This window comes from Methanosarcina sp. UBA5 (assembly GCF_002505485.1).
GTDB lineage: Archaea > Halobacteriota > Methanosarcinia > Methanosarcinales > Methanosarcinaceae > Methanosarcina.
Map to the genome: position 1 here is coordinate 12918 of NZ_DAVG01000024.1, position 24143 is coordinate 37060.

The 24143-nt window shown below is 39.3% G+C and carries 23 protein-coding genes, 1 tRNA gene and 1 pseudogene; 17 read left to right on the plus strand and 8 right to left on the minus strand.

The window, feature by feature from the left end:
- The first annotated feature begins 103 nt into the window (after window positions 1–103).
- From BP621_RS02270 to BP621_RS02295, 6 genes are all read left to right on the plus strand, one after another.
- Window positions 104–697 carry an METTL5 family protein gene (locus BP621_RS02270; protein ID WP_292387741.1) on the plus strand — a complete coding sequence of 198 codons (594 nt, stop codon included), beginning with the start codon at window positions 104–106 and terminating at the stop codon, window positions 695–697.
- A 144-nt stretch (window positions 698–841) separates the two neighbouring features.
- The gene (locus tag BP621_RS02275; protein WP_292387742.1) at window positions 842–985 is read left to right on the plus strand and encodes a hypothetical protein; all 144 of its coding nucleotides are present in this window, start codon (window positions 842–844) and stop codon (window positions 983–985) included.
- Window positions 986–1006: 21 nt separating this feature from the next.
- Entirely contained in the window at window positions 1007–1966 is a 960-nt protein-coding gene (locus tag BP621_RS02280) for an exosome complex RNA-binding protein Csl4 (protein ID WP_292387743.1), read from the plus strand.
- Window positions 1967–2047: 81 nt separating this feature from the next.
- Window positions 2048–2326: a DNA-directed RNA polymerase subunit L gene (locus BP621_RS02285; protein ID WP_292387744.1), complete on the plus strand. Its 279-nt coding sequence runs from the start codon at window positions 2048–2050 to the stop codon at window positions 2324–2326.
- A 364-nt stretch (window positions 2327–2690) separates the two neighbouring features.
- On the plus strand, window positions 2691–3851 hold the full coding sequence (gene pscS / locus BP621_RS02290) for an O-phospho-L-seryl-tRNA:Cys-tRNA synthase (RefSeq protein ID WP_292387745.1): 1161 nt from the start codon (window positions 2691–2693) through the stop codon (window positions 3849–3851).
- 330 nt (window positions 3852–4181) lie between these two features.
- The gene (locus BP621_RS02295) at window positions 4182–4721 is read left to right on the plus strand and encodes a YbjN domain-containing protein (RefSeq protein ID WP_292387746.1); all 540 of its coding nucleotides are present in this window, start codon (window positions 4182–4184) and stop codon (window positions 4719–4721) included.
- Between the two features lie 120 nt (window positions 4722–4841).
- Here BP621_RS02295 and BP621_RS02300 read toward each other — a convergent pair whose 3' ends face one another.
- A complete protein-coding gene (locus BP621_RS02300) occupies window positions 4842–5180 on the minus strand; it encodes a winged helix-turn-helix domain-containing protein (protein ID WP_292387747.1) in 339 nt (112 codons plus the stop codon).
- Between the two features lie 348 nt (window positions 5181–5528).
- Here BP621_RS02300 and BP621_RS02305 point away from each other — a divergent pair, with 348 nt between their 5' ends.
- Entirely contained in the window at window positions 5529–5894 is a 366-nt protein-coding gene (locus BP621_RS02305; RefSeq protein WP_292387748.1) for a hypothetical protein, read from the plus strand.
- Between the two features lie 205 nt (window positions 5895–6099).
- Here BP621_RS02305 and BP621_RS02310 read toward each other — a convergent pair whose 3' ends face one another.
- The 5 genes from BP621_RS02310 to BP621_RS02325 all read right to left on the minus strand — a co-directional run bounded on the left by BP621_RS02310 (window position 6100) and on the right by BP621_RS02325 (window position 9875).
- On the minus strand, window positions 6100–7362 hold the full coding sequence (locus BP621_RS02310) for a diaminopimelate decarboxylase (protein ID WP_292387749.1): 1263 nt from the start codon (window positions 7360–7362) through the stop codon (window positions 6100–6102).
- Window positions 7363–7691: 329 nt separating this feature from the next.
- Window positions 7692–8069, minus strand: a complete 378-nt coding sequence (locus BP621_RS02315) for a hypothetical protein (protein ID WP_292387750.1) — start codon at window positions 8067–8069, stop codon at window positions 7692–7694.
- Window positions 8070–8234: 165 nt separating this feature from the next.
- Window positions 8235–9446, minus strand: a complete 1212-nt coding sequence (locus BP621_RS02320; RefSeq protein ID WP_292387751.1) for a helix-hairpin-helix domain-containing protein — start codon at window positions 9444–9446, stop codon at window positions 8235–8237.
- A 42-nt stretch (window positions 9447–9488) separates the two neighbouring features.
- Window positions 9489–9659 (minus strand): hypothetical protein, encoded by a 171-nt coding sequence (locus BP621_RS17030; protein WP_349682038.1) that lies wholly within the window; start codon window positions 9657–9659, stop codon window positions 9489–9491.
- Between the two features lie 51 nt (window positions 9660–9710).
- Window positions 9711–9875 (minus strand): hypothetical protein, encoded by a 165-nt coding sequence (locus BP621_RS02325; protein ID WP_292387752.1) that lies wholly within the window; start codon window positions 9873–9875, stop codon window positions 9711–9713.
- A gap of 165 nt (window positions 9876–10040) precedes the next feature.
- Here BP621_RS02325 and BP621_RS02330 point away from each other — a divergent pair.
- Window positions 10041–10112, plus strand: a tRNA-Gly gene (locus BP621_RS02330).
- A 485-nt stretch (window positions 10113–10597) separates the two neighbouring features.
- Here BP621_RS02330 and BP621_RS02335 read toward each other — a convergent pair.
- Together BP621_RS02335 and BP621_RS02340 are read right to left on the minus strand one after the other, a co-directional pair.
- Window positions 10598–11497 carry a right-handed parallel beta-helix repeat-containing protein gene (locus BP621_RS02335; protein WP_292387753.1) on the minus strand — a complete coding sequence of 300 codons (900 nt, stop codon included), beginning with the start codon at window positions 11495–11497 and terminating at the stop codon, window positions 10598–10600.
- 495 nt (window positions 11498–11992) lie between these two features.
- Window positions 11993–12403, minus strand: a complete 411-nt coding sequence (locus BP621_RS02340; protein WP_292387754.1) for a PaaI family thioesterase — start codon at window positions 12401–12403, stop codon at window positions 11993–11995.
- A 414-nt stretch (window positions 12404–12817) separates the two neighbouring features.
- Here BP621_RS02340 and BP621_RS02345 point away from each other — a divergent pair, with 414 nt between their 5' ends.
- The 9 genes and pseudogenes from BP621_RS02345 to BP621_RS02385 all read left to right on the plus strand — a co-directional run.
- Window positions 12818–13303 (plus strand): methyltransferase family protein, encoded by a 486-nt coding sequence (locus tag BP621_RS02345; RefSeq protein WP_292387755.1) that lies wholly within the window; start codon window positions 12818–12820, stop codon window positions 13301–13303.
- A 552-nt stretch (window positions 13304–13855) separates the two neighbouring features.
- Complete coding sequence (locus BP621_RS02350; protein ID WP_292387756.1) at window positions 13856–15049, plus strand: hypothetical protein; 1194 nt, start codon at window positions 13856–13858, stop codon at window positions 15047–15049.
- Between the two features lie 1032 nt (window positions 15050–16081).
- Window positions 16082–16381, plus strand: coding sequence for a hypothetical protein (locus BP621_RS02355; protein ID WP_292387757.1), 300 nt, complete (start codon window positions 16082–16084; stop codon window positions 16379–16381).
- Window positions 16382–17048: 667 nt separating this feature from the next.
- Entirely contained in the window at window positions 17049–17438 is a 390-nt protein-coding gene (locus BP621_RS02360) for a DUF2769 domain-containing protein (RefSeq protein WP_292387758.1), read from the plus strand.
- Window positions 17439–17605: 167 nt separating this feature from the next.
- Window positions 17606–18352, plus strand: a complete 747-nt coding sequence (locus BP621_RS02365) for a methyltransferase family protein (RefSeq protein ID WP_292387759.1) — start codon at window positions 17606–17608, stop codon at window positions 18350–18352.
- 418 nt (window positions 18353–18770) lie between these two features.
- On the plus strand, window positions 18771–20786 hold the full coding sequence (locus tag BP621_RS02370) for a cation:proton antiporter (protein ID WP_292387760.1): 2016 nt from the start codon (window positions 18771–18773) through the stop codon (window positions 20784–20786).
- Between the two features lie 125 nt (window positions 20787–20911).
- Window positions 20912–21505, plus strand: a complete 594-nt coding sequence (locus tag BP621_RS02375; RefSeq protein ID WP_292387761.1) for a Maf family nucleotide pyrophosphatase — start codon at window positions 20912–20914, stop codon at window positions 21503–21505.
- A gap of 279 nt (window positions 21506–21784) precedes the next feature.
- Window positions 21785–23206 carry a cysteine--tRNA ligase gene (gene cysS, locus BP621_RS02380; protein WP_292387762.1) on the plus strand — a complete coding sequence of 474 codons (1422 nt, stop codon included), beginning with the start codon at window positions 21785–21787 and terminating at the stop codon, window positions 23204–23206.
- A gap of 397 nt (window positions 23207–23603) precedes the next feature.
- A pseudogene (locus tag BP621_RS02385) lies at window positions 23604–24143 on the plus strand (ATP-dependent protease); the annotation flags it as partial.

Genomic DNA, 24143 nt, shown 5'->3' on the forward strand with positions numbered 1-24143 from the left:
ATAACAAGCTAAAGTCCAAGTAATAAGTTAATGTCTGTATAATAAGTTAAAATATATAATATAAAGAATAAAAATATATAAATAGAAAATTTAAGTCGATGAAATGAAACAGAGAAAACTTGAGATGCTTCTTGAAGAATTGGAAAATTTTTCCAATCCTGAACTTGAGCTGGAGCAGTACCAGACTCCACCTCTTCTAGCTGCGGAAATTCTTCACTTTGCTTATATGCAGGGAGATCTTGATGACTCGGTACAGGACCTGGGCTGCGGCACAGGAATCCTTGCAATTGGGGCGAAGCTTCTGGGAGCCAGAAAGGTTATGGGGTATGATACGGATTCAAAAGCACTTGAGATCGCAAAAGAAAATGCCCGAAAACTTGGAGTAGAAGTCGAGTTCGTATTATCGGACATTGCCGATATTACAGGACACGTAAAAACCACGGTTATGAACCCTCCTTTTGGGGCAAGAGTAAAAGGCAGAGACCGACCTTTTCTTTCGTTAGCATTAAGAACAAGTGAAGTAATATATTCAATTCACAACCGCGGAAGCCTTGCTTTTATCCAAAAGTTCATTAAGCCTGCAGTCATTACACACTCCTACGTTGCGAAGTTCCCTATAAAACGAACCTTCGATTTCCATAAAAAAGAACGAGAGGTTATTGAAGTCGAGATCTACAGGATTAAGGTTTCCGGATAATCCCGATGCAAGTACCGTTTAAGGCATCAGATTTATCAGATTTTATAGTGATAGGGCTTTACCTCAAAAGGCGAACTATAACACTGCTTATAATAAGTATGCCTGTGTATTACCAAAATATACGGTGCGTCAATAGGGGCAAAAGTGGCAGATAAATACGAGCGTTATAATCTCTCCTCTATTGAGGTTGATTATCTGTCAATTGAATGTGCCAGTATCCAGTTGAATGGCTACCAGCATTCCATATTATTGATAGTTACTGTGATTACGATTTATATCGACTACTAACGATAGTCCAAATGAGGGATCATGATTAGAATTCGAAAAAGTAAAACTACGAGAAAGAAATTGACTGGCCCGAGCGAAGGAAAGCCGGTTGCCGAAAACGTAACTCAAATCGCTTCCGAAAGCAGGGACCAATTCAAAGGCCAATCGAGAGATCAGTTTAAGACCCATCCCAGGGAGCATGTTAAAAGTCAATCTAGGGAGCAGTCCAGAGATCAATATAAGAGCCAATCAAGAGATCACTTCAGGGGGCATCCCAGAGATCAGTTTAAAGGTCAGTCCAGAGACCAGTCCAAAGACAAGTTAAAGGGAGACCAGGGCAAGAAAAGAAGGTTCTCTTACCCGAAAAAAGGTTCCAGGGGAAGAGTGGGTATGCCTGAATCCAGAACTCCCTACGAAGCTAAGACACCGGAAGAAGATCTTGAAAAAGGAGGTTTTGTTCTTCCTGGAGAACTTGTTGGAACGACTGAGGAGTTCAGGTCCGGGGAAGGAACAACCGTGTCTGCCGGAGATATTTACTCTACAGCTACTGGAAACGTAATTATTGACAGGAAAGCAAGAGTAGTCTCGGTCAGGCCACGCACGCTCACTCCGAATATTCTTAAAGTAGGGGATATTGTCTATGGAAAGATAACTGACGTGCGTGAATCTGGGGCAATAGTGGAAGTTGCAGGAATTGAAGGCAAAGAAGACAGGGAAATTGTCAATGTGCGTTCGGGAGATGTCCACGTGTCAAATGTGCGAGACTCTTACGTTAAGAGACTTTCAGACGAGTTCAGACCCTTTGATGTAATCAGGGCCAGGGTTCTTGACACTGAGAGAATACGCCTGACAACAGCCGAAGATTCCCTTGGAGTTGTAAAAGCCTACTGCTCGAATTGCAAAGGAGAACTTGTGCTCGAAGGGAAAAAGCTTAAATGCCCTGTCTGCAATATGACCGAAACTCGCAAAATCTCTACCGAGTACGGGAAAGGGGTAAAGTAATTTCTTTCTCCTACAGGTATGGGTTTCTGCACAGTGAATTATCGATAAATTATATTACTCACTATTTACAGGTGGTCACCAATGGAGCTGAACATTCTTTCCAAAACAGACAATGAGCTTGAAGTCAAGCTCAAAGGCGAGACACATACCCTTCTAAATATGCTCAAGGATCTTCTGATTAGAGACGAAAGGGTTGAGATCGCTTTCTATGATATGAAATACGTAAGTATCAGTGACCCTATCCTTTACATCAAAACCGATGGTACGAACCCTATTGAGGTCTTAAAGGACGCTGCCTCAAAAATAATTGCTCAGTGCGACGAATTTACTGATGTCTTTAGCAAGGCAGTAAACGCCTGAATATCTGAAAAATGGTCGCATAACGTCTTTTTAAAGGCGTTTTGCTTTCTTTTTCCGGCAAATCCGGTATCTTTCCAGCAGGGGGCTCTTGATATTTATTAAGGAGCCGTTGCTATCTTCAAATCTCAAAGATTTTTGGAATACTTTTTTATGAATCTATGCGTATCCAGAGTAAACAAGAAATCTTAAACGCGAAAGTAGGGTAAAAGCATTAAACTGGATTGAGTAACTTCGATTCTTTTTAGTTCAAAATTATGTCCTGCATCTGCAACTTAAAAATCATAAACTAACCTGTAACTAAAAATCATAAGCTAACCTGTAACTAATATTGAGATATGAAAGATAAATTGAGGTATGAAAGAAAATGAAGCTTGACGACTCATCCCTTCAGAAGTTCGGTTTTATAAAGAGAGAAACCCTTGGCAGTATAAATATCGACCCTCTTCAGACAGGCGGGCGTTTGACCGAGGCTGCAAAACAGGCTCTTATAGAGTGGGGAGACGGGTACTCTGTATGTGATTTCTGCGGAGGGGTTCTGGATCAGATAAAAAAGCCTCCAATTTATGATTTTGTACATAAGGCTCTTCCCGAGTTTCTTGGCTGTGATGAGGCAAGGGTTACGAATGGGGCACGGGAGTCCAAGTTTGCTGTCATGCACTCTATTGGAAAGCCGGGTGACTGGATTGTGCTCGATGGACTTGCCCATTACTCTTCATATGTTGCAGCCGAAAGAGCTGGTTTGAATATCAAAACCGTACCGCATTCAGGCAGTCCAGATTATTACCTTGACCCTGAAGGGTATGCTACGGCAATCGAAGAAGTCACAAAGGAAAGTGGAAAACCACCTGCTCTTGCACTTGTAACTTATCCGGACGGAAGCTATGGAAACTTGCCAGATGCAGGAAAGATAGCCTCGATCTGCCATGAATACGATGTCCCTCTTCTTCTGAATGGCGCATATGCCGTCGGAAGAATGCCGGTATCCGCAAAAGAAATCGGTGCCGACTTTATTGTAGGCAGCGGGCATAAATCGATGGCTGCATCAGGACCTGTTGGAGTACTCGGAGTAAGTGAAGAGTACGCTCCTACCGTATTCAGGAAATCCAAGCACAGCAAGGTAAAAGAAGTTGAGCTTCTGGGATGCACCGCAAGGGGCGCTACGGTTATGACCCTTATTGCATCTTTCCCGGATGTAGTAAAGCGTGTTCAGAACTGGGATCCGGAGGTTGAAAACGCCCGCTGGTTCTCGGCAAGGCTTGAGGAAATGGGCTTTATCCAGCGCGGGCAAAAACCCCATTCTCATGACCTTATGTTCTTCGAAGCTCCTCGTTTTTATGAGATTTCCGAGAAGGTCAAGAACGGAAGATACTTCCTCTACAAGGAGCTCAAAGCACGCAATATTCACGGCATAAAATCCGGGCTCACTAAATATTTCAAACTCAGTACTTTCGGGCTTGGGAGAGAAAAGCTTGAAACTGTCGCAAATTCCTTTGAGGATATCCTGAAAAAATATGAAGATATTTAAGACTCTTTAAGCTGGTCGATATTTAAAGTCCGGGAGATTTAGAACCAGTGTCATGACACTAGTTCTAAATCTCCCCTTCTCTTTTAAGTAGATAAATTAAAAGATTTCGGAATCAAAAGGATATGTCTTCGAAATTAATTTACTAAACTTTTTCCTAAACTTGTTTACTGAACTTATTTGCGAAATTTATCTGCGAATATATTTGCGGAATCTTAAATACTGAATCTAAGAGCCTATCCAAAATGTTTAAAACTGTTATCATCTTGGCTATACATTTTTTTGTGGGTACTATACAAAAATCTAAATATCTAAAAAGTACATTGTTCATTTATGCAAGAAGTTGGCAGGCCAATTACGCAGAAAATTGTAAACCTCTTCAAAGGTGATAATGCACCTGAAATAACAGACCCGATTATGCAGAGAGTTATAAAGTATTTATCCGATAATCAGTGGAGTTTCCAGCAAGGCGAGTACTTCTTGAATGCAAGAGTACGGTGTAAAAATGCTGTATATCCAACTTATATTTCTATTTATGAAGATAATTTTATTATACGTGTCTATTCTTATTTAGATTCAACTATCTATGAAGATAAGCGGGTGGCTGTTGCTGAGTTTTGTACCCGTGTGAATTATGACATGCCGATTGGAAACTTTGAGTTTGATCTGGATGATGGGGAAGTAAGATACAAAACATCAATTGCTCTAGGGGAAAATATAGAATTCTTAACAGATGAAATCATTGATCGTTTGATATGGACAAATATTAATAGCATGGATTTATATTATCCTGGTATTATGCGTATTAACTTTTCAAACGATAATAATATCGATGTAAAAGCGATCATCCAAGAGATCGAAAATTCTCAGTAAAACACGCCTGAATATATCGTTTTTTTCATTAGCCCTTCTTTATATACAGGTTTACAGAAACGGCAATAAAAATAACATGTTTCTTACATATCGCATCTTAATAATATAAATAAAGTACCTTTACTTTTTCAACTCCACATTTTCCATATAACCTTCTCCTCTCGGAGTCAGGACATAATATATAACTCCTTCACTTTCCTCTTTTTCAATACAGAGGGTACTTTCCAGCATATTGAGGTTGTAACTCGCCTGGGAATCCGTGAGCTTGAGTTCGGTTTTAATTTCTTCCAGCGACTTTTTATGTTCTACCAAAGCTTTAAGGATGTTTCTCCGGACAGGGTTCTGAAGGGCATTAAGGCAGGCTTTGTGGTCTTCGGTCATATCCTCTTTCATTTTGCCTTCGCGCTTCATCTTTGAAACCCATTCTTGTTTTCTTTTCGCAGCTTCTTCTGGAGTCATATTCTATCATTAATATATTGTCCTCAGTATCTAAATAATTTTGCGGAAAGCAAAACCCGTAATATAGTCTCTGCTGGTCCAGTTGTTACGGGAAAGAATACCTTCTTTGATCGGAAGTCCACTAGAAAAGTTAAGGAACGAAGGCTATTTTTTCGTCTTTATAATCTAGGACCTACGAAGTTGAACTGAAAAACATGATATAAACCTTTAACTGTACAAAACATGAATTTTAATCACAGCATGCCATTGTGTGTAATTAAATACCTAGGCAGTTTATGCCCTATAATGAGTTAAATAGCATGAATCCTCTAATTATTATGAGAATTTAATTATTGTGGAGGGGTATGTTTGGAAGACGATAGTGGAGATATTTTTAAGTATAAACTTGGTAAGTGGGTTCTAAGCATAGATGAATGTGCTTTTATGAATCTTATGGATATTGGAAAAAGCAAGTCTATGCGTCAATATTTGATCGAATCAATTGATAATTGGGTAAGCAAAGAAGAACCACTTATAACAGATGAATTCATTTCGGAAATGTGCGACTTTATTAAAAACGAAAATGAAGTCCTTTACGACCGTTTGATGAAAAAATGCGCTCTAAAAGGAATAAGTGTAGGTGAAGGCATATTTGAATCACTGAGTCTTTTAAATTGTGGAATGATAGGTGCGCAGGAGTGCAGACAGTATGAAGATGACTTCTCTGATGTGTGATGTTTCTGTCTTATATTTTCACTCTCTTGAGTAAGCTTGATTTCGGACTTCAAGCGCATAAGTCCTGAATACATTTCGTGTAAAAGAAAAGTAGTTTAGGTGTAGCAGTAAGATCTCGCAATGAAATTCTCTGCTATTCACCTATCTTTAGTTTTTTAGTAAATTTTCTTTTTGATATCTTTGCAGTTTTTGCTGAAGAATTTTCTTACTTGAAATCTTTGAGGGCTTCAAAATCCAGAGTTGCAAAGTAATCCTCAATAGTTTCGGCTCTCCTAATCTGCACAACGCTTCCGTCCTTTCTGAGAAGAAGTTCGGCAGAACGGAGTTTTCCGTTATAATTGAAACCCATGGAGTGTCCGTGAGCCCCAGTATCGTGGATTGCAAGGATATCTCCGATTTCAATTTTAGGAAGTAGCCTGTCGATTGCGAACTTGTCATTATTCTCGCAGAGGGAGCCAGTTACGTCATACTTGTGGACAGGAGCCTCATTTTCCTTTCCAAGCACGGTTATATGGTGATAAGCTCCATAAATACCCGGCCGCATCAGGTTAGCCATACAGGAGTCCATCCCAACATAGTCTTTGTAGGTGTGTTTGAGATGCCGAACTTGAGTAATCAGGTAGCCATAGGGGCCTGTGATTGCACGGCCGCATTCCAGGAAGACTTTGAGCGGATAAAGCCCGTTAGCCGTGATTGTGGCTTCGTAAGCCTCTTTGGTACCTTTTGCCACAGCTTCGAAGGAGACAGGTTCCTCTTCAGGCCTGTAGGGGATGCCTATGCCTCCGCCGAGGTTCACAAACTCGAACCTTATGTTGAGTTCCTTTGAGATTTCAACTATAAGTTCGAAGAGGATTCTTGCGGTTTCCACAAAGTAATCAGGATTTAATTCATTCGAGGCCACCATTGTATGCATTCCGAAACGTTTTATTCCCTTGTCCCTGAGTATACGGTAGCCTTCAAAAAGCTGGTCTCTCGTAAAGCCGTACTTTGCCTCTTCCGGCTTTCCTATGATAGCATTTCCTCCTTTAAGGGGGCCAGGATTATACCTGAAGCAGACAATTCCCGGAAGTCCGGCATACTTTTCAAGGTACTCAATATGGCTTATGTCATCAAGGTTTATATATGCTCCAAGCTCTTTTGCCTTCAGGAACTCTTCAGAAGGGGTATCGTTTGAGCTAAACATTATATTTTCTCCAGTAATTCCCGCTTTTTCAGCAAGAATTAACTCCGGCAAAGAGCTACAATCCGCACCGAAGCCTTCGTTTTTAAGGATTTTAAGAATGAAGGGATTTGGGAGGGCTTTTACCGCAAAAAATTCTTTAAAGCCTGGAACTTCTCTGAAGGCTGCTTTCATTTTCTCCGCATTTTCTAGAATGGCTTTCTCATCGTAGATATGAAACGGGGTGGGATACTTTTTTATTATTTTCAAAATTTCCTCTTTCGTGAAAGGAAGGTCCTTTGAAACCATATTATTACCTTTTATGATTTTTGTTTAATGGGGTTTTGTATCAATTTGAATTTTTACTCCTTTATTAGTCTTTCTGCTCCGAGTCCCATTTCGGCACCTGAGTCCCGTCTTGGGAGGACGGAGCCCTTTTCGCTCCGCTCAAGAGGGCCGAATTATAATGAAGATATTTAGCTAAGCCAAAAAGGCTAATTTAGAGACAAAAATACTGATTTTCAATTCGCTCAGGGCTTATTTATTTGTATTTTTTAGGTAACGATCGCAACCCTTTCCAAAAAAGGATTTCCTGCAAGCCTTTTCAAAATAGGTTAAACGGTTGCGGTATAATCTGGTCACTGGCTGGATTTCTTGAAAACTTCTTTAAGTCTGGAGTAAGGATAGGTGTTCACAACGTCTTCTTTTTCAAGCCAGCCCCGCCGTGCCTGCCCGAGGCCGTACCGCATGAAGGTTAGGTCGGAAACTGCATGGCTGTCTGTAGATATACAGAACTTTAGGCCAAAGGTCTTTGCGCGCAGGATCAGTTCGTCATTAAGGTCAAGTCTTGAAGGCTGGCTGTTGATCTCAATTACTTTTCCATTTGCAGCGGCAGCTTCAAAAACCTTTTCAAAGTTAACGGCATAAGCTTCTCTCTTCCCAAGCAGTCTTCCTGAAGGATGTGCAAGGATATCGAGATATTTGTTCTCCAGAGCTGTGACAATTCTTTCGGTCATTTTCCTTTCACGGAATGCAAAACCGGAATGTACGGCTCCTACCACTACATCAAGTTCTTTGAGAATCTCATCCGGATAGTCAAGGCTTCCATCTTTCAGGACCTCAACCTCAGATCCTTTGAGAATTTTTATCTGGAATTGTTTAGAGAGTTTATCAATTTCTTCCTATTGAGCTTTTAATTTTTCGATTTCCAGGCCATTTGCAACTTTCTGGGAACGGGAGTGATCGGTTACTGCGATATACTCGTAACCAAGAGCCTCTGCTTTTTGAATCATGGTTTTAAGGGTGTCTTTTCCTTCACTGTACTGTGTATGCATATGGAGATCTCCCCTGAGATCACCTGCTTCTACCAGTTTGGGCAGGGCATTTTTTGTAGCGGCTTTAATTTCCCCCCTGTTTTCCCGAAGTTCGGGTGGGATATATGCAAGGTCAAGTATTCCGTAAATCTCTTTTTCACTGCTGCCTGCAATCTGTTTCCCGGATTCCTTTAAGTACAGCCCGTATTCTGAAAGCTTGTAACCGTTTTTGATGGCAACATTTCTAAGTTCTATATTGTGCTCCTTTGAACCCGTAAAATACTGAAGAGCTGCTCCGTAACTTTCAGGTGGGACTACTCTCAAGTCAATAGATGTCCCTTCTCTCAGAATTACGCTGCTTTTTGTGCTACCTTTTAAGATCACCTGCTCGACGTCCGGAAGGGAGACAAAACAATCCACTACCTTCAAAGCCTCTTCTTTCTCGGCTTCTGCAAGGATGTCGATATCCCCAATTGTTTCTTTCAACCTGCGAAGCGAGCCTGTGTAAATTACTTTTGAGAGGTCGACTTTAGAGGTTCTGCTTTCACACTGGGCTTTTAAAGCGGCTATGACCTCGTCTGCGAGTGGAAGCGCTTTTCCGAGAGCTAGCCGGGCATGGCTTTTCTCATATTGTTCAATCGCCTTTGCCAGATTTTTTTCACTTTTTTCTCCAAACCCTTCGAGCCTCTTTAGCCTGTGGGCAATGATCGCGTTTTTAAGATCTGAGAGCGTCCTCACTCCAAGGGCATCAGCAAGCTTTTTGATTTTCTTTGCTCCAAGCCCTCGGATTTCCATCAGTTCTGCAGTACCTGAAGGGGTTTTTTCTTTAAGCTTTTCAAATTTTTCCACTTTGCCTGTTTCCAGATACTCGGCAATGTGGTCGGCAATTGACTCCCCTATGCCTGGAATTTTGGTCAGCCCAACTTTTCCTTCTCTAGCATAAATTTTTTCGATGTCTTCCCCAAGGTTTTCTATCATCTGAGCGGCTTTTCGATAAGCCCGTGGTTTCCACTCAACCTGCTGGTATTCAAGAATATCGGCAGCCTCATAAAATAACTCTGCAATCTCTCGGTTTCTCAATTGTTTCCCCCTGCTTCTTGTATTTATTTCCCATTTCTTATTTTATTTCTTTCTCCTTTCTTTCATTGTTAATGACTTTCCTTCTCTCCTGTCTAACTCAAACGTCACATCCCCAAGATCTCCTGTTTTTGAATATCTTTTCTTAATCTCCTCATTGAAAATTCCATATGCTCCGGCAATAGCTTTTAATGCAAGCTTATCCCTACTTCCAATGTTATGTTCTCAAAGGCAGGTTCAATGCTCCCGAAGAAAAGGTATTATACTTTACTTCTTTTCCTTCCAGCCCCTAAAAAAAATTAGCAATTCTCTGACGATTTCCTTATGGGATGTTATTTTTTCCAGTTCTTCAAAAAGCTCCGCAAGCTCTATGAATCGAGCCATTACCCTATTCCCGAAAAAGCGCTTTGAAATTTTTCTCCATACTATCATTCCATTCTCAGGGCTTTATCGCTTTGCGCCCTAAAATTTCAAAAATAGAATTTTTTATTTTTTTCAGTTAAAACAGCTATCCCTGCCGTTCCTTATTCATTACCGAAACCTTTAATATCTAAAAGATGCATGAGAAGAATACACATCACTTCCGTACATCTTTATGCGACTGTGGTTTAGTGGCTATGACCTGAGCTTCCCAAGCTTAGAACCCGGGTTCGAATCCCGGCAGTCGCATTGGAAAATAATTCAAATTAGTCTCTTTTAAAATCAAAATTCGACTTTAAACTTAGATTCTGTTTTTATCTCTATGAGCTGATACCAAAACTCAATGTCACTTCCCAGAACCCAGATTCAATAATAATCAATCGATTTCCTGATCCAGAAGATGGTTCTGAAACTTTATGAATTAGAGATAAAATTGGTTTTGGGATGAACTTTATCATAATGTCTGTTCATAACGTTTTAAAAAAGGCTTTTGTAGAAAATTTTTTGGAAATTCTTCTCTCTAGCCTAATTTCTACCTGGATGTTTTCTAATCAGGTCTTTTTTAGTGCCTCAATCCCAGCAATCAAAATAAATTAGGCTTTGAAAAATATTGGTCAATAAATTATTCCATAAAAATCAAAAGTGGAAACGGACAAACACGATTTGAGACGGTCTGTGTTCAATGTGTTTATCCGTATTTTATTGAGAAGACATTATGAATCGATGTACTGTGTTTATTTATGCTCTACAAGAGGTAGATAATCCGAATAGGTGCTGTGTGTTATATTTTTGTATGCGGAGTCAGCAATGCCATCTCCATCTTTATCTACTGCGGTTTGGGAAAATCCAGTGCCATCAGGTTTTCCCCAGAAATTACCTCCTATATACGGTCCGCCTACAATGTTAGTACCTGCAGTTTTCGTATTGTTATAGGAATTTCCTTTTCCGTTTTTAATGGTCATGTTAGTGTTGTTGAAATAGTTGTTGTAAATAAGGTTACTATCGCTTCTAGGGCAGATATAAAAACCGTAAACACTATTATTTTGAACAGTGTTACCTGAGAATGTGTTGCCGTCAGAGTTGCCAAAATGGATTCCTCTGCTATTGTCAGAAGCCGTATTTCCTGAGAGGATATTCTCTTCAGAACTTTGAATAGCAATCCCATACTCTTCATTATTCGTAACTATATTGTTTGAGACTATGTTTCCTCTGGAATACAAGGCATAGATTCCAAGACCGTTATTCAAAAATTTGTTGTGATCAATAGTACAGTTCCTGCATGAAGACAGAAAGATTCCTGAATGGATGGGGTCTGTAGCTCCAATAATCTTAAGCCCACTAACTGTTATATTATCTGCTTTCAGTAGGAGCACGTTAGCATTTGGATTTCCGGCTTGAATTATTGTATCATCAGGGTTTCCGGATTCGGACCTGATTGTGAGATTATCCTTAGTTATTTTGATATTTTCGGTATAGGTCCCGGGGCTTACGGTAATTATATCGCCTGAGGTTGAATTGTTCACAGCGCTTTGAATTGAATTTCCTGGCTGGACTGAAATCTCAGCCGCAGCTCCGATACCTGATATTATTGTTAAAGTAAGAACAACTGCTAATAAAGTGGTTAATTTACTCATTCTAATGCCTCCGTTATTTTCAGAAAGTTCTAGTGGAACTTTTTTTAATTAAATGTATATTTACGCCCAACGACCATGCCAATTCACATATGTAAATGTATTGATTTAATCAAAAAAAATTGTTATTTTGTATAAATTATTTAATTCAGTTTTTAAAACCAAGTGTCGAATGTAAAAATTAAAAAAATCGCTGGATTTTTAACAAGAATCCCTTTCCTTTTACGTCTAAAAATAGGGAAAAGGATTGTCGTTCTAAGGACGGATGTGGGCTAGTTTTAAAAAGATCGTGGTTTCGCCAAAGAAGCATAACAAAAAATAGAGTTACGGGCTACATGCCCAGGTCTAGACTAGAATTTTCTAACTTTTCTCAGGTTATTACGCTATCCTTAAGTGTATTTGAGTTCTCAAAACTATAATTATTTCCTGAGTATGCATCTACTTTGAAATCATGTTACTGGTATCCCTGCTGATTTGTTAAGATACGCCCTTCCGTAATTAAATGCAAGAAAGCTCATCAAGTGAAATCTTTTTTCTGTAGCCCATACCCTGGAATATTGCTACAAGATCTCCTTTATCATCAGTTATATTTACAGTATATGTTGAAATTTTAGGGTTTATTGAGGTTTCTTTTGCCTCGGCTGTGAGAGCTTTGCCTGTTGCGGCTTTTACAAAAGAAATATTTGCATTGATAGCAACAGCAACATTGCCGTATGCATTTGACGCTGCAGCAAAAGTAAGATCTGCAAGGGTAAATATTGCACCTCCCTGAACGGTTTTCAGGGCATTGAGGTGCTTTTCCTCTATATTCATGATGGCTTTTGCATATCCTGGAGAGGCTTCTAGAAGTTTGATTCCTGAAATTGCAGCGAAATTGTCGTTCTTAAAAAATTCTTTAACATTTTCCATGTAATAACTCCGGTTATTGTCAGTAAAGTCATGCTCTATTCTTCTTATTTTTAATTAAAGTTATTCTCCTGAATGTAAACTTACTCCGGGACCTTCCATTTTTCAGAGGTTTTCAGAGGTTAAATTCCTGCCTAGCCCCGAATTTAACTATCCAAATCTCTATGATAGCTAAAAATAATCATTTCTTAGGTAGAATATGGTAGAAAAGAATGCAGTATTCTGGAAGGCGGTTACCAGGAGGGCCGCACAGGTTCTTGGAGGCCTATTCTCATTTATGGTGATTTTTTTCTTTCTGCTGGTCGGATCGACCTGCCCAGAGCATGGTTTTTCTTTGTTCTTTATTTTCTCTCATTGCTCTTCAATATGGTTGTTTTCATCAAATTCAATCCTGAGGTAATAGGAGCACGAAGTGAAATGAAGTGGGGAGAAATGAAGTGGTGGGATAAGCTGTTTACAGTGCTCTATATTATGTTTATTTTCTTAATGCTTATTGTTTGTGGGCTCGATGTGGGTAGATTACATATTTCGAGCACCGGGAGGGAGGTTCTGGCGGTTGGCATAATCTTTTTCGTCATAGGCTGGGTTTTTGTAACGTGGGCAATGGTCGAAAACAAGTTTTTTGAAACTACAGTCCGAATCCAAAAGGAGAAAGATCATAGGGTTGTTATCACAGGGCCTTATGCCTTCATTCGGCATCCTGGCTATGCCGGCATGATTCTGTTTTACGGTTGCACTCCGTTTATAATTGGCTCTTTTTACGGGCTGATTCCTGCACTTTTACTTGCTATTGCTTTTGTTTTCCGTACATACTTTGAAGACAGGATGCTCTACGAGGAGCTTCTAGGATATAAGGAATATACAAGGAAGGTAAGACACCGGCTCGTGCCGTTTATCTGGTGAGGAATGAACCTTAAATAATCAAAATATGCAAAAATGCAGTAGATAATTCAAAAGAAGTATCAAGCAAGATTTACTTGGAAGCAAAAAATGGGATTACAGACAGTTTGAGGCAAGAATTAAATACGAAATACGATTTTTCGTCATCGTTTTTGTATTCTCTCAATATCCGCTATTGCCTATGATAAGCTATCCAAAACTACTTTGATTCTCAACTCGAACGGTTTCATAACTATTTTCATGATCGGAAACTCGATAATTATTCAGAACATAAATTTCGGAGAGGTACTTCTAAGTTTTGGGATGAGCTCTATAAAGCTCTATAAATATGAGACAGACAACTACTTTTAAAACGTCTTCTGTTCCTTAAAACCAGACTAGTCTGCATAGTTAATAGAGATTAAGTATTTATAAGCTTGTCATATATTATTTAGCGGATTTATATTAAATACATTATTATTTAATTAGATATATATGATAGACCAACTGGTCGAGCTCGTATACGGGGGGTAAAGAATGAAAATGAAATTAATAGTTTCTATGTTAGCGTTATTCATGACGTTGTCTGTTGTGTCTGTGCAAGCGCAGACTGAAACGGACATGTTCGGAAATATGGAGGACGTGAGTGCAATCCTGGCAGGAAATATAGCTAAAACCATTACCTGTAACATGACCGGAAATGCGGTTGTGGTTGGAATGGAGAACATGACCGGAGCCATGGGCGAAACCCGGATTGGAAACATAACTGAAAATCAAACTCAGAGCATGGCCCAAACCCAAACTCAGAATATGACTGAAGGCCAACAAACTCAGAATATGACTGAAGGCCAAACTGGAACCATGGCAGCAAACCAAACTGGAGTCATGGCCGGAAGAATGGGTAACATGGCCAGACCCATGCCATGTAATATGGTTGGAAAGGTAATTATAGTCAAAGATATGGGCAATATGACCGAAAAAGCTCTTATAATCGGCAAAATGGATAATATGCCCGGAAAAGTGGTTATGTTCGGAAAAATGAGTAAAATAGGCGGGATAGATGGAAGAATGGATAATATACCCGCTGAAATGACCGGGAAAATGAAGAACATGACTATAGTCATGATTGGAAACATGACTGGAACTATGACATGTGATATGACCAGAAATATGGAAAAGATGACCGGAGCAGCAGCTGGCACGGAGAACATGTCCGGAAGAATGGAAAATATGACTGTGCTCATGACTGGAAATGTGACTGGAACTATAACATGTGATTTAACTAAAAAAATGATTATAGCCAGAAACATAGGTCGTATGGATGAAATGGTCGCAAAGATGTGTAACATGTCCGGAAAAATGGAGAACATATCTGGAAAAATGGAGAACATGTCCGGAAGAATGGAGAACATATCCGGAAGAATGGCTATGACTGGATCAATGTGTAACATGACCGGAAACATGATCATACTCAAGGATATGGATAAGATGACCGGAAAGGCCGAAAAAATGGATACTATGGCCGAAATGACCGAAGAAATGGATTATCTGAGTTTAATAGATGGAAGTGCGATTATAATCGAAGATACGGACATGAATAGAATGGATGGAAAAAACATAACCAGAATGCCCGGAAATGTAAATAACATAACCGGAAAGATGGTTATAATCAGAAATATGGACGATAAAACTCAAATAATGACTAAGACCATTACATGCAACATTACTGGAAACACAACTACGATCCAGAACACCGAAAATATGACCTGAAAAATGGGTAGTATGGAGAAACTATTGATCCGTAAAATGTTCGTGTAATTTGTATAATGAAACATGAATGAAGAAATGCATAACTTATCAGTTTGATTAGAAAATTAGACTCCGGAGTAGAGGCTGCAAATATATAACATTTACACTTCTTTACTCCTTTATTTTTTCTAGTTTTTTTATCATGCCTGTTTTCCTAATTCCTGCCTGAACTTTAAGTAGCCGGCTTAAGCTTGCAAAGACTACATACTTTTACTTTTCTGTCCTGACCCCTCAACCTTTTTATCTATAAATGCAGTTATCGTGGATAGCGGTCATTGCAAGTGCGAAAATCTTAATTATATTTTACATAAAGTTTGCACATATTATAAGGTCATGTATTGAAACAAGTAAAAAAGCAAGATAACTAAGGTAGTGAACCTTTCTCCGGTTTTTGTATTTCTTCCTGTATATTGCAATTCCATCAGCTAGAATGAACAAGTAAAAAGCCGGACGATTATCTTTTCTATCATTTCTCTGGCAAACGCCAATAAAATTTGCAGGTTATTACATAACTCAAAATTCTTTTTTTAATTTAATTCCTTGAATTAACTAGAAATTTCTAATAGCGGAGCAAGCATGAATGTTCTTTGAATTAAGCATAAATTGGGTCTTGAAATAAGTCTGTTACAAAAAGTATTGCCGCTCACAAGAATAAATTATTCAAAATAAAATTATATAAAGCAAGCCATAAATAGCATATTATAAGATATATTCTTTTAATAAACAATGGTTTCTAATTTATATTTCTATATATATTATATTCTTTGAGTATAATCTTCTTCTGGTACGTACTATTTGTTGGGGTAACTTGAGATTATTTTAATCGGTACATTTTTTCAGCACATAATATGAAAGTTAAATCTGCCAGTAAATATCTTCCAGAAACAACGTCAATAGCTAAGTGATAAAGTAATATTTGAGTGCTGCATCTACCGACAAAAATGGTTGAAACACCAACAGCTTAGTCGTAGCAAATTAGAGGAGTGTGTACAAATGGGAATACTTAAGAAGACAATGAGTGTTTTAGTGCTGGTCTTTTTTGTAGCATCGCTGACAGTGGGGTCAGCCAGTGCAGGCCACTGGAAAGACAAATGTGACTGCCACAAAGATAAATGCGACTGCCACAAAGATAAATGCAAATGCCACAAAGATAAATGTGACTGCGACAACTTTGACTTCGAATCCTTCTTCGGAGGTAGCTTCTTCGGAAATGATTGCTTCTTCGGAGATGACTGTTTCTATGGAGATAACGACTTCTTCGGAGAAGACGGCAACTGGTTTGATGGCTGGTGAAATTAACTAGACTGATATGACATCAGTATAAAACAAATGATGACCCATTCGTAAAGCCTTGCATCAGACTGCAGAAATTATAAAGCCCTCAAGTATTCAAATCTAAAGTTTCTATGGGGGAGTGTTGTTAATAGGAATTATGCGATTAAGTAGCAAAAAAGGCGTGGGCAAGTATCTCTACTACATATAGTATAAATTAGACAGTTTGAAGTCTCATGCAACTGATTCTTTAGTTAAACTGTGTAATTCCTTTCATCGTACTGGATGGCAGTCGTTGAAGTGAGTTTATGAATGAGTCTCATTTCATATTTTCCTAAATCTTACAATCTGAAAAAAGGTTGAATTTTTCGGAAACTTTCCTCATTTCTGACTTTTAAGTATACCTTGATCAAGGAAAAAAATCATGAGATTCAGAGCACTCATTTCTACTTAGTACCTGGATTAGTATTACATATTTTCCTGTTACTGATTTAATTTATATCGAATTTTTCTCTTAATTCTCAAAATGGCTTAATTCAAGCTGCAGACAGCCTTTCAAGGCTATAGTTGTTTGTTCGCCCATTCACTAGCATATATTCTTTCTATGACTGAAAACGCTTTTATGCTCTAAAGCCGAAACCTGAAATAGGAAAACCAATTAGAGTATTAAGTTTGGGGGTAATTGAATATGGGAAGAGATGCACCAACCGAAGAGAAGAGCTCTATAACACCTAGAGACAGAAATGTAACTTTTGAAAGAGGTACGGAATTTGTGGTTCCTTATGTAGAGGAAAATATTAACAGGTGTAGATGCCCGCAATGTCCGGTCCAGGCTGATAGTCGGTGCGTACAGGATAAAATCAGGAGTTCAAAAGAAGCTATGGAGAATGCGCCTGCAGGTGAGGCCCCTGATCCCGAGAATGTTCCAGGGATATATTGCTCTGAAGGTACGGCTACCTGTCAGGATCTTAATTTTGATAGACAATGCATTTGCGAGTCATGCGAGGTCTGGAATGAATATGATCTAAAAGCCGCAAAACCGAACAATCACTTCTGTAAGCACGGTAAAGCGACCTGACCTTTCAATTGTACATAGTTTCTTACAACTTTTTTACAGGCTTTTAAAACCCTTTTGCATTTTTTAGTTTAAAGCTTGCTTTTACTTGCTTCCTGCTTTTCCCTACCTACAGGTTTAGTTTTATGCCTAGAAAAATAGAAAAACAATTACTTTAATTAAAAAAGTAAATGGTAAAATCTGAGAAATTGAAAGAAGGAAGGAAAAAGGAAGAATGGATAGACCGGGTTATAAGCATAGTTCTACTTTTATTCACTGCCAAAGTAGGGAAGCTTCTGGTTGAAAACTGGGGTTCTGTAAATCATCTGCCTGTTTATATTTATGCAGGAGTCCTGTTCCTCTACTTGCTGGCAGAAAAAGCTGCATATAGGGGTTCAGGTCCTGAAGGAAAGCAATCAAAAAGATGGACCAGAAGTTTGCTTTTATTTTTCTGGTGGCTCCTTCTGATCGTTCCTGTTATTGACTTTCTTTTTTACTCGCACCTTGAATTCGATTTTTGCCCGAAATTTGAATACAGGCTGCCCCCATATCTCGAATGCATGCTTTATATGAAACAGAATTTTGCAGTTACAGTCACAGGAATATCACTCGTATTAATCGGTACAGGGCTCAGAGCCTGGAGTATATGGACGCTAGGTAAATATTTCTCACCCCATATTGAGATCAAAAATAATCATCAGTTAATTGAAACTGGTCCCTATAGACTCATAAGGCATCCGGCTTATGCAGGAAACATATTACAGGCTGTTGGAATTCCGTTAATTCTGAACGCTTACCTCTCCCTGGGTATATCGGTGGTACTAATTATCCTGTTTTTATACAGATTGAAGTTCGAAGAAGAGGTTCTGGTCAGGGAAGTCAAAGGTTATAGAGATTACATAAAAAGAACAGACAGGCTAATCCCTAAAGTATGGTAAGCGCAGGCACGGTAAACGCCAAATGAAGTGATCAATATTTTACTAAACACTTTTTATTGAGATATTCAACGTTCCTGATTGAATACTCTGGCCAAAATATTTTTGTTAAACATTTTGTTGAATATTATTCGATCAAAATCATTAATTTTTTTATCAATGTTTTATTGGCTTTTCAGTTTAATTTTTCATTTACTTTTCTTAATTTTCGCTTACTATAAAGAACATATCCTGAATTAATGCGAATTCGGATCCCCACCGAAAATATTATATCTTTTAATAAATATTGTTATTGAACAGTTATAAAATTTTGGATCTGACGAGTATGATTTTAATATTTAATTCTCGGGTTTATCTCAGGCTTTTTAAGACTTCAAAAGGCTCAGATAAACTCATTTCAACTTATGGAGGAGCAAAATAAATGGTGTCCTCTTTACTGGCAAACGTTGACGTACTTCTAGGCTTTGCTATTTTAATTCTCACTATTTTCTACAGATTTCAAGTCCCTCCTGTACTTGGTTTTCTTGTAACCGGGATGCTGATCGGTCCTTACGGGCTTGCGATTCTCAATGGAGGACATAATGAACTGAATGCTGATCTCGGTGTAATCTTTTTGCTCTTTACAATTGGGGTTGATCTATCCTTAAAAGAGCTTTGGAAGATGAAAAAAGCTTTATTTATGGGTGGAACTCTCCAGATTCTCTTAACTACATTTCTTACCCTCATTGTTTGTTCATCTCTAGGTTTCAACTCCGCTACCTCTGTTTTTCTTGGTTTCTTGATCTCGCTGAGCAGTACTGCAATAGTACTCAAAGTCTTACAGGACAGAAATGAAGTTTATACACAACATGGGAAAACCTCACTTGCAATTTTGATATTTCAGGATCTTGCTATCGTTCCCCTAATTCTTATTACCCCGTTATTGGCTGGAGATTCTCTAAATTTTGAAGGTTCACTTTCGACCGTTTTTCTCAAAGGTTCACTAATCATTCTAGTTTTTATCCTGAGTGCCAAATTCCTGATTCCCTGGATATTCTACCATGTGGGCAGGACAGGCAATAAAGAATTATTCCTTGTAAGTGTTGTCTTCATTTGCCTTTCTACCGCTCTCTTTACCTCTAGTATCGGACTGTCTCTTGCTCTCGGCGCGTTTTTAGCTGGGATTGTCATATCAGGTTCCCAGTACAGCCAGCAAGCAATGGGCAACATTGTGCCTCTGAGAGACATGTTCATGAGCTTCTTTTTTGTGTCTGTAGGGATGCTCTTGAACGTTGGGTATTTGCTTGATCACCTCCCTACCCTTATTCTTGCTTCGATTGCCTTAATTATTGTAAAATCAATCGCAGGAGTAGCTACAACTTTCATTCTCGGCTACCCACTTCGTACAACTATATTGACAGGGCTTGCGCTGTCTCAAGTAGGAGAATTCTCTTTTGTTCTATCCAGATTGGGGGTGGAATATTCTCTCCTGACAGAAGATATTTACCAGGCTTTTCTTGCAGTTTCTATCATTACCATGGGAGTTACGCCCTTTTTGATTAACGCTTCCTACAAGCCTGCCGATTTCCTTGTTGCAAAAATTTTAAACACGAACTATGGTATGAAAATCGTACACGGCTTATATTCGGAACCTATTAAAGAAGAAGAACAAATCGAGCCTGAAATGAAAGATCACTTAATCGTCGTAGGTTTTGGTTTTTCTGGAAGAACAGTTTCAAAGGCTGCAAAAGCCGCAGGCATTCCTTACATCATTGTAGAAGCAAACCCTGAAATTGTTAAACAGGAAAAACAGAAAGGGGAGAACATCCACTATGGAGATGCAACGTTTGAGGCTGTACTAGAACATGCAGGCGTTAAGAATGCAAGGGTTCTTACCGTCGGGATCTCGGATTCAGCCGCCACAGAAAAGATAGTAGAAATTGCAAAAAAATTGAATTTGAACATCTCCATCATTGCAAAAGTACGGAATTTGCAGGAGATGAAACGTCTCAATGCTTTGGGCGCGGACGAAATCATTCCCGAGGAATACGAAACCTCAGTAGAAATTTTTGTCCGCCTGCTTGAAAAATATCTGGTTCCGAGAGAAGATATTGAAAAACTCGTAAATGATGTGCGGGCTAATGGCTACCGGATGCTGCGAAAATTGTCCGGGAATACATGTGCTGATAGCGAATTCAGTATAAAAGATGGGCTTCCGGGAGTTGATATTCAGATTCTTAAAGTGGAGGGTGGTTCAAGTTTCGATGGAAAAACCCTTGCAGACCTGAATTTCAGGAAAAAGCACGGAGTGACAGTACTTTCAGTTAGCAGGGGTTCGGATCTGATTTACACTCCAGAAGGCAATTTCACCCTTCATGAAAAAGATGCCTGCATCCTTCTGGGAAAACCTGAAGATCTTTGCAACATCAGACAATTCTTTGAAAGTACTCACGGATAAGCATTACTTCCTCATAATTTAGCTTTATTAATTTGCCTATCAATTTTCTTAACTAAAGTACTTATTAAGTTCCATGTTTCCCGTATATGCAATACAAATATATCCCATGCATCCTGATTTTTCCCATGCATAAGATCATTCTCGCGTCTGCATCTCCAAGGCGAAAAGCATTGCTTAAACAGTTGATAGGAGATAACTTCCTGGTCCATGCCAGTTCCTATGTGGAATCTCCTTACCCTGGTCTGCATCCTGAAGAACTTCTCTTAAGGCACTCCGCCGAAAAAGCCAGAGACGTGGCTAAACATTTCGATTCCGGGCTTGTAATTTCTGCAGATACCTCGGTGCTTTTTAACAGAGAACTCATGGGAAAGCCCAAATCTCCCGAAGAGGCAGAGAAAATGTTGAAACTCTTAAGTGGACAGCGATTTCTGGTTGTAACCGGGCTTACAGTCCTTGACCTTGACAGCGGGACGGAAATTAGCGAACTGGAATCTACAACAATCTGGATGGATGAGATAAGCAACGAGCGGATTTCAGCCTATGTCAGGACAGGAGAACCTCTTGATAAGGCAGGGGCCTTTGCTGTTCAGGGAAAAGGGGCAGCCCTTGTGGAAAAAATCGAGGGAGATTTTTTTAATGTCGTGGGTCTTCCTCTCTTCCGGCTGGGAAAGATTCTGCATAGAGCTGGAGTACCTATATTTGAGGAAAATTTATCCTGAAACTATTGATCCGCAACCGTTGTGCCGCAACCGTTGCGCCGGTTGATCACGCCGCTGCTCGGGTTTTCGATAAAACCTTTTTTGAAAAGGTTTTCGGTCAAGCAGTTTATTAAAAGGCTTGCGGCGAAAGTAATAAAGCATCTCTGAACAATTAGGTAACAATAAATGAATTCGAATAACTCTGAAATCGAATTTGAATGGATTTAAGAGATTTAGTCTCATTTTTAACAAGTATTTTGACAACTATTTCAGGTACTTAAGTTTCCAGAGGCGTTCCGAATGCTCCAGGTTTACAATACCCTTACAAGAAAGAAAGAGGTTTTCAAACCCTTAAAGAAAGGCGAAGTCTCGATTTACGCCTGCGGGCCTACAGTTTACAGTATGCCACATATAGGCAACTATCGAACTTTCCTGATGGCAGATAATATTGTGAGAAGTCTTGAGTACCTTGGATATAAAGTAAAACTTGTAATGAACATTACTGATATTGATGACAAAACTATCAGAGATTCGAAAGCAGCCGGAATGTCACTTAAGGATTTTACAGATAAGTACACGGCAGAGTTTTTTAAAGGCCTTGATAAGCTAAATATAAAAAGAGCTTCAGCTTATCCGAGAGCTACGGAAAATGTTGGCGGCATGATTGAACTTACACAAAAGCTAATAGATAAAGGGCTGGCTTATGAAAAAAGCGGGTCGGTCTATTACAGAATTTCAGCATTTCCGGATTATGGCAAGCTTTCAAAGCTTGATTTTGATAACATTATAATTGGCGCGTCGGTGGACGTGGATGAATATGATAAAGATAACCCCCGCGATTTCGCTCTCCTCAAAGCTTCAACCCCTGAAGAAATTGAAAGAGGAATTTATTATGAGAGCCCATGGGGAAAAATCCGTCCGGGCTGGCACATCGAATGCTCGGTAATGGCTATGAATTTCTTTGGGCCCACTCTGGATATGCATTTAGGAGGAGTGGATCTTATTTTCCCTCACCACGAAAACGAGATTGCCCAATCGGAAGGGGCAACAGGAAAACCGTTTGCATGCAACTGGATTCACGGGGAACACCTCATAGTTGAAGGGGAGAAGATGAGCAAGTCCAAAGGAAACGTCTTTACCCTGCCCGAGATCGTCGGGAGGTACGGTGGAGAAGTTGTGCGCTTTATGTTTCTCTCAGTACACTACCGTAAAAAACTGGACTATTCCGATGCCTTTGCAGAAAACGCAAAGAATAATTATTTGCGTCTTAAAGAAACGCTCGAGAACCTTGAATTTAGCCTGGAAAGCGCAGAGGATACAGCTTATCCAGAGGATGAAGAAGTTCTTAAAGCCCTTCCTGAACTTGAAACACAGTTTAGAGAAGCTCTTGAGGACGATTTCAATACTCCGAAAGCCTTAACGGTTTTTAAAGAGCTTTCCCGTACAGCTAACAGGTACCTTGAATCCGATAAAAATCGACAGGTCCTTGAGAAGCTCTATTCCCTTTACAGGCAGTTTTCGAATAATCTGGGCCTTTTTGCCGAATCCGTAAAAAAGGAAATCCCCATAGAAGTGATGAGACTGGTTGAAGAGCGTGAAGCTGCCCGAAAAAAGAAGGACTGGGCAATTTCAGATGCTATCAGAGAAAAAATAAAATCTCTGGGATATATTGTGCAGGATACAAAAGAAGGGCCCAATGTAAAAGAAGCCGAAGAAAGTTAATAAGGCGTTAAAAGTCTAAACTTTAACTCGAATCCTTAAAACGTCAATAATTATTTATTTATATTATTTTATTTACGTTTATCTATTTTTACTTAGGGCAGTATTTTACTTAGGGCTGCATTCTCTTTTTCTGTGAAATACGCCAATATTGCCTATAGGGAGAGCAGTTTCTGGATAAAGTCACTACTAATGAAAAAAAGGTTATTGAGATCCTGAATCTGTGTATTTACTTCTCGGTGATCAATATATTCATTTATCTGTAACGAACATATTCACCTATTGGGTCTTTAAGTTAAATCCTGTGGTTATAGGTTATAAATGTCTTTTGCGGTTTCCGGCATGGTTTCCAGAATGAAGGGTACGTATAATCTGAAGCAAATTAAAAGTGGTAGGTGGTATGAAGTCCAAGTTTCTTGTTTTTTTACTGGTTATTTCGCTTGCTGCAAACGCTTACTTTGTCCTGTTTGAAGAACAGCCTTCCTTTGAGGAAGGACAGATCCAGGAAATGCAGACTCACATAAATTCCCTTGAAACGGAAAATGAAAACCTTAAGACGCAGATAAATCAGAATAATGAATCGCTTCAGTCTTATGCTTCTCAGTTAGAGTCCTATCGCAAAAGAGTCTTTGAGCTTGAAAATGGCTCTCAAATGTGTCCTGCAGGAGTTGAAGGCTTTGCTACCCTTCAGGGACCTGCAGTTTTCCAGAAAGTCAAACTTGAAAGGTCAGGTCCTTTTATCCGGGAAAATGTTTCTGAGGAGGGAGCCCTACTCAACATCTCAGTTGAGATCAGACCCGGAAAAGGCCGTGTGCTTGTCCAGACAACCCCACTGATGGGCGTGGTCTTCCAGGATGCTGCAAACACTGCAGTTTTCGTCGCTGAAAACAAAACCGGAAGACAAATGTCAAGCAGCGATATTATCTTCAGCATTACTGCT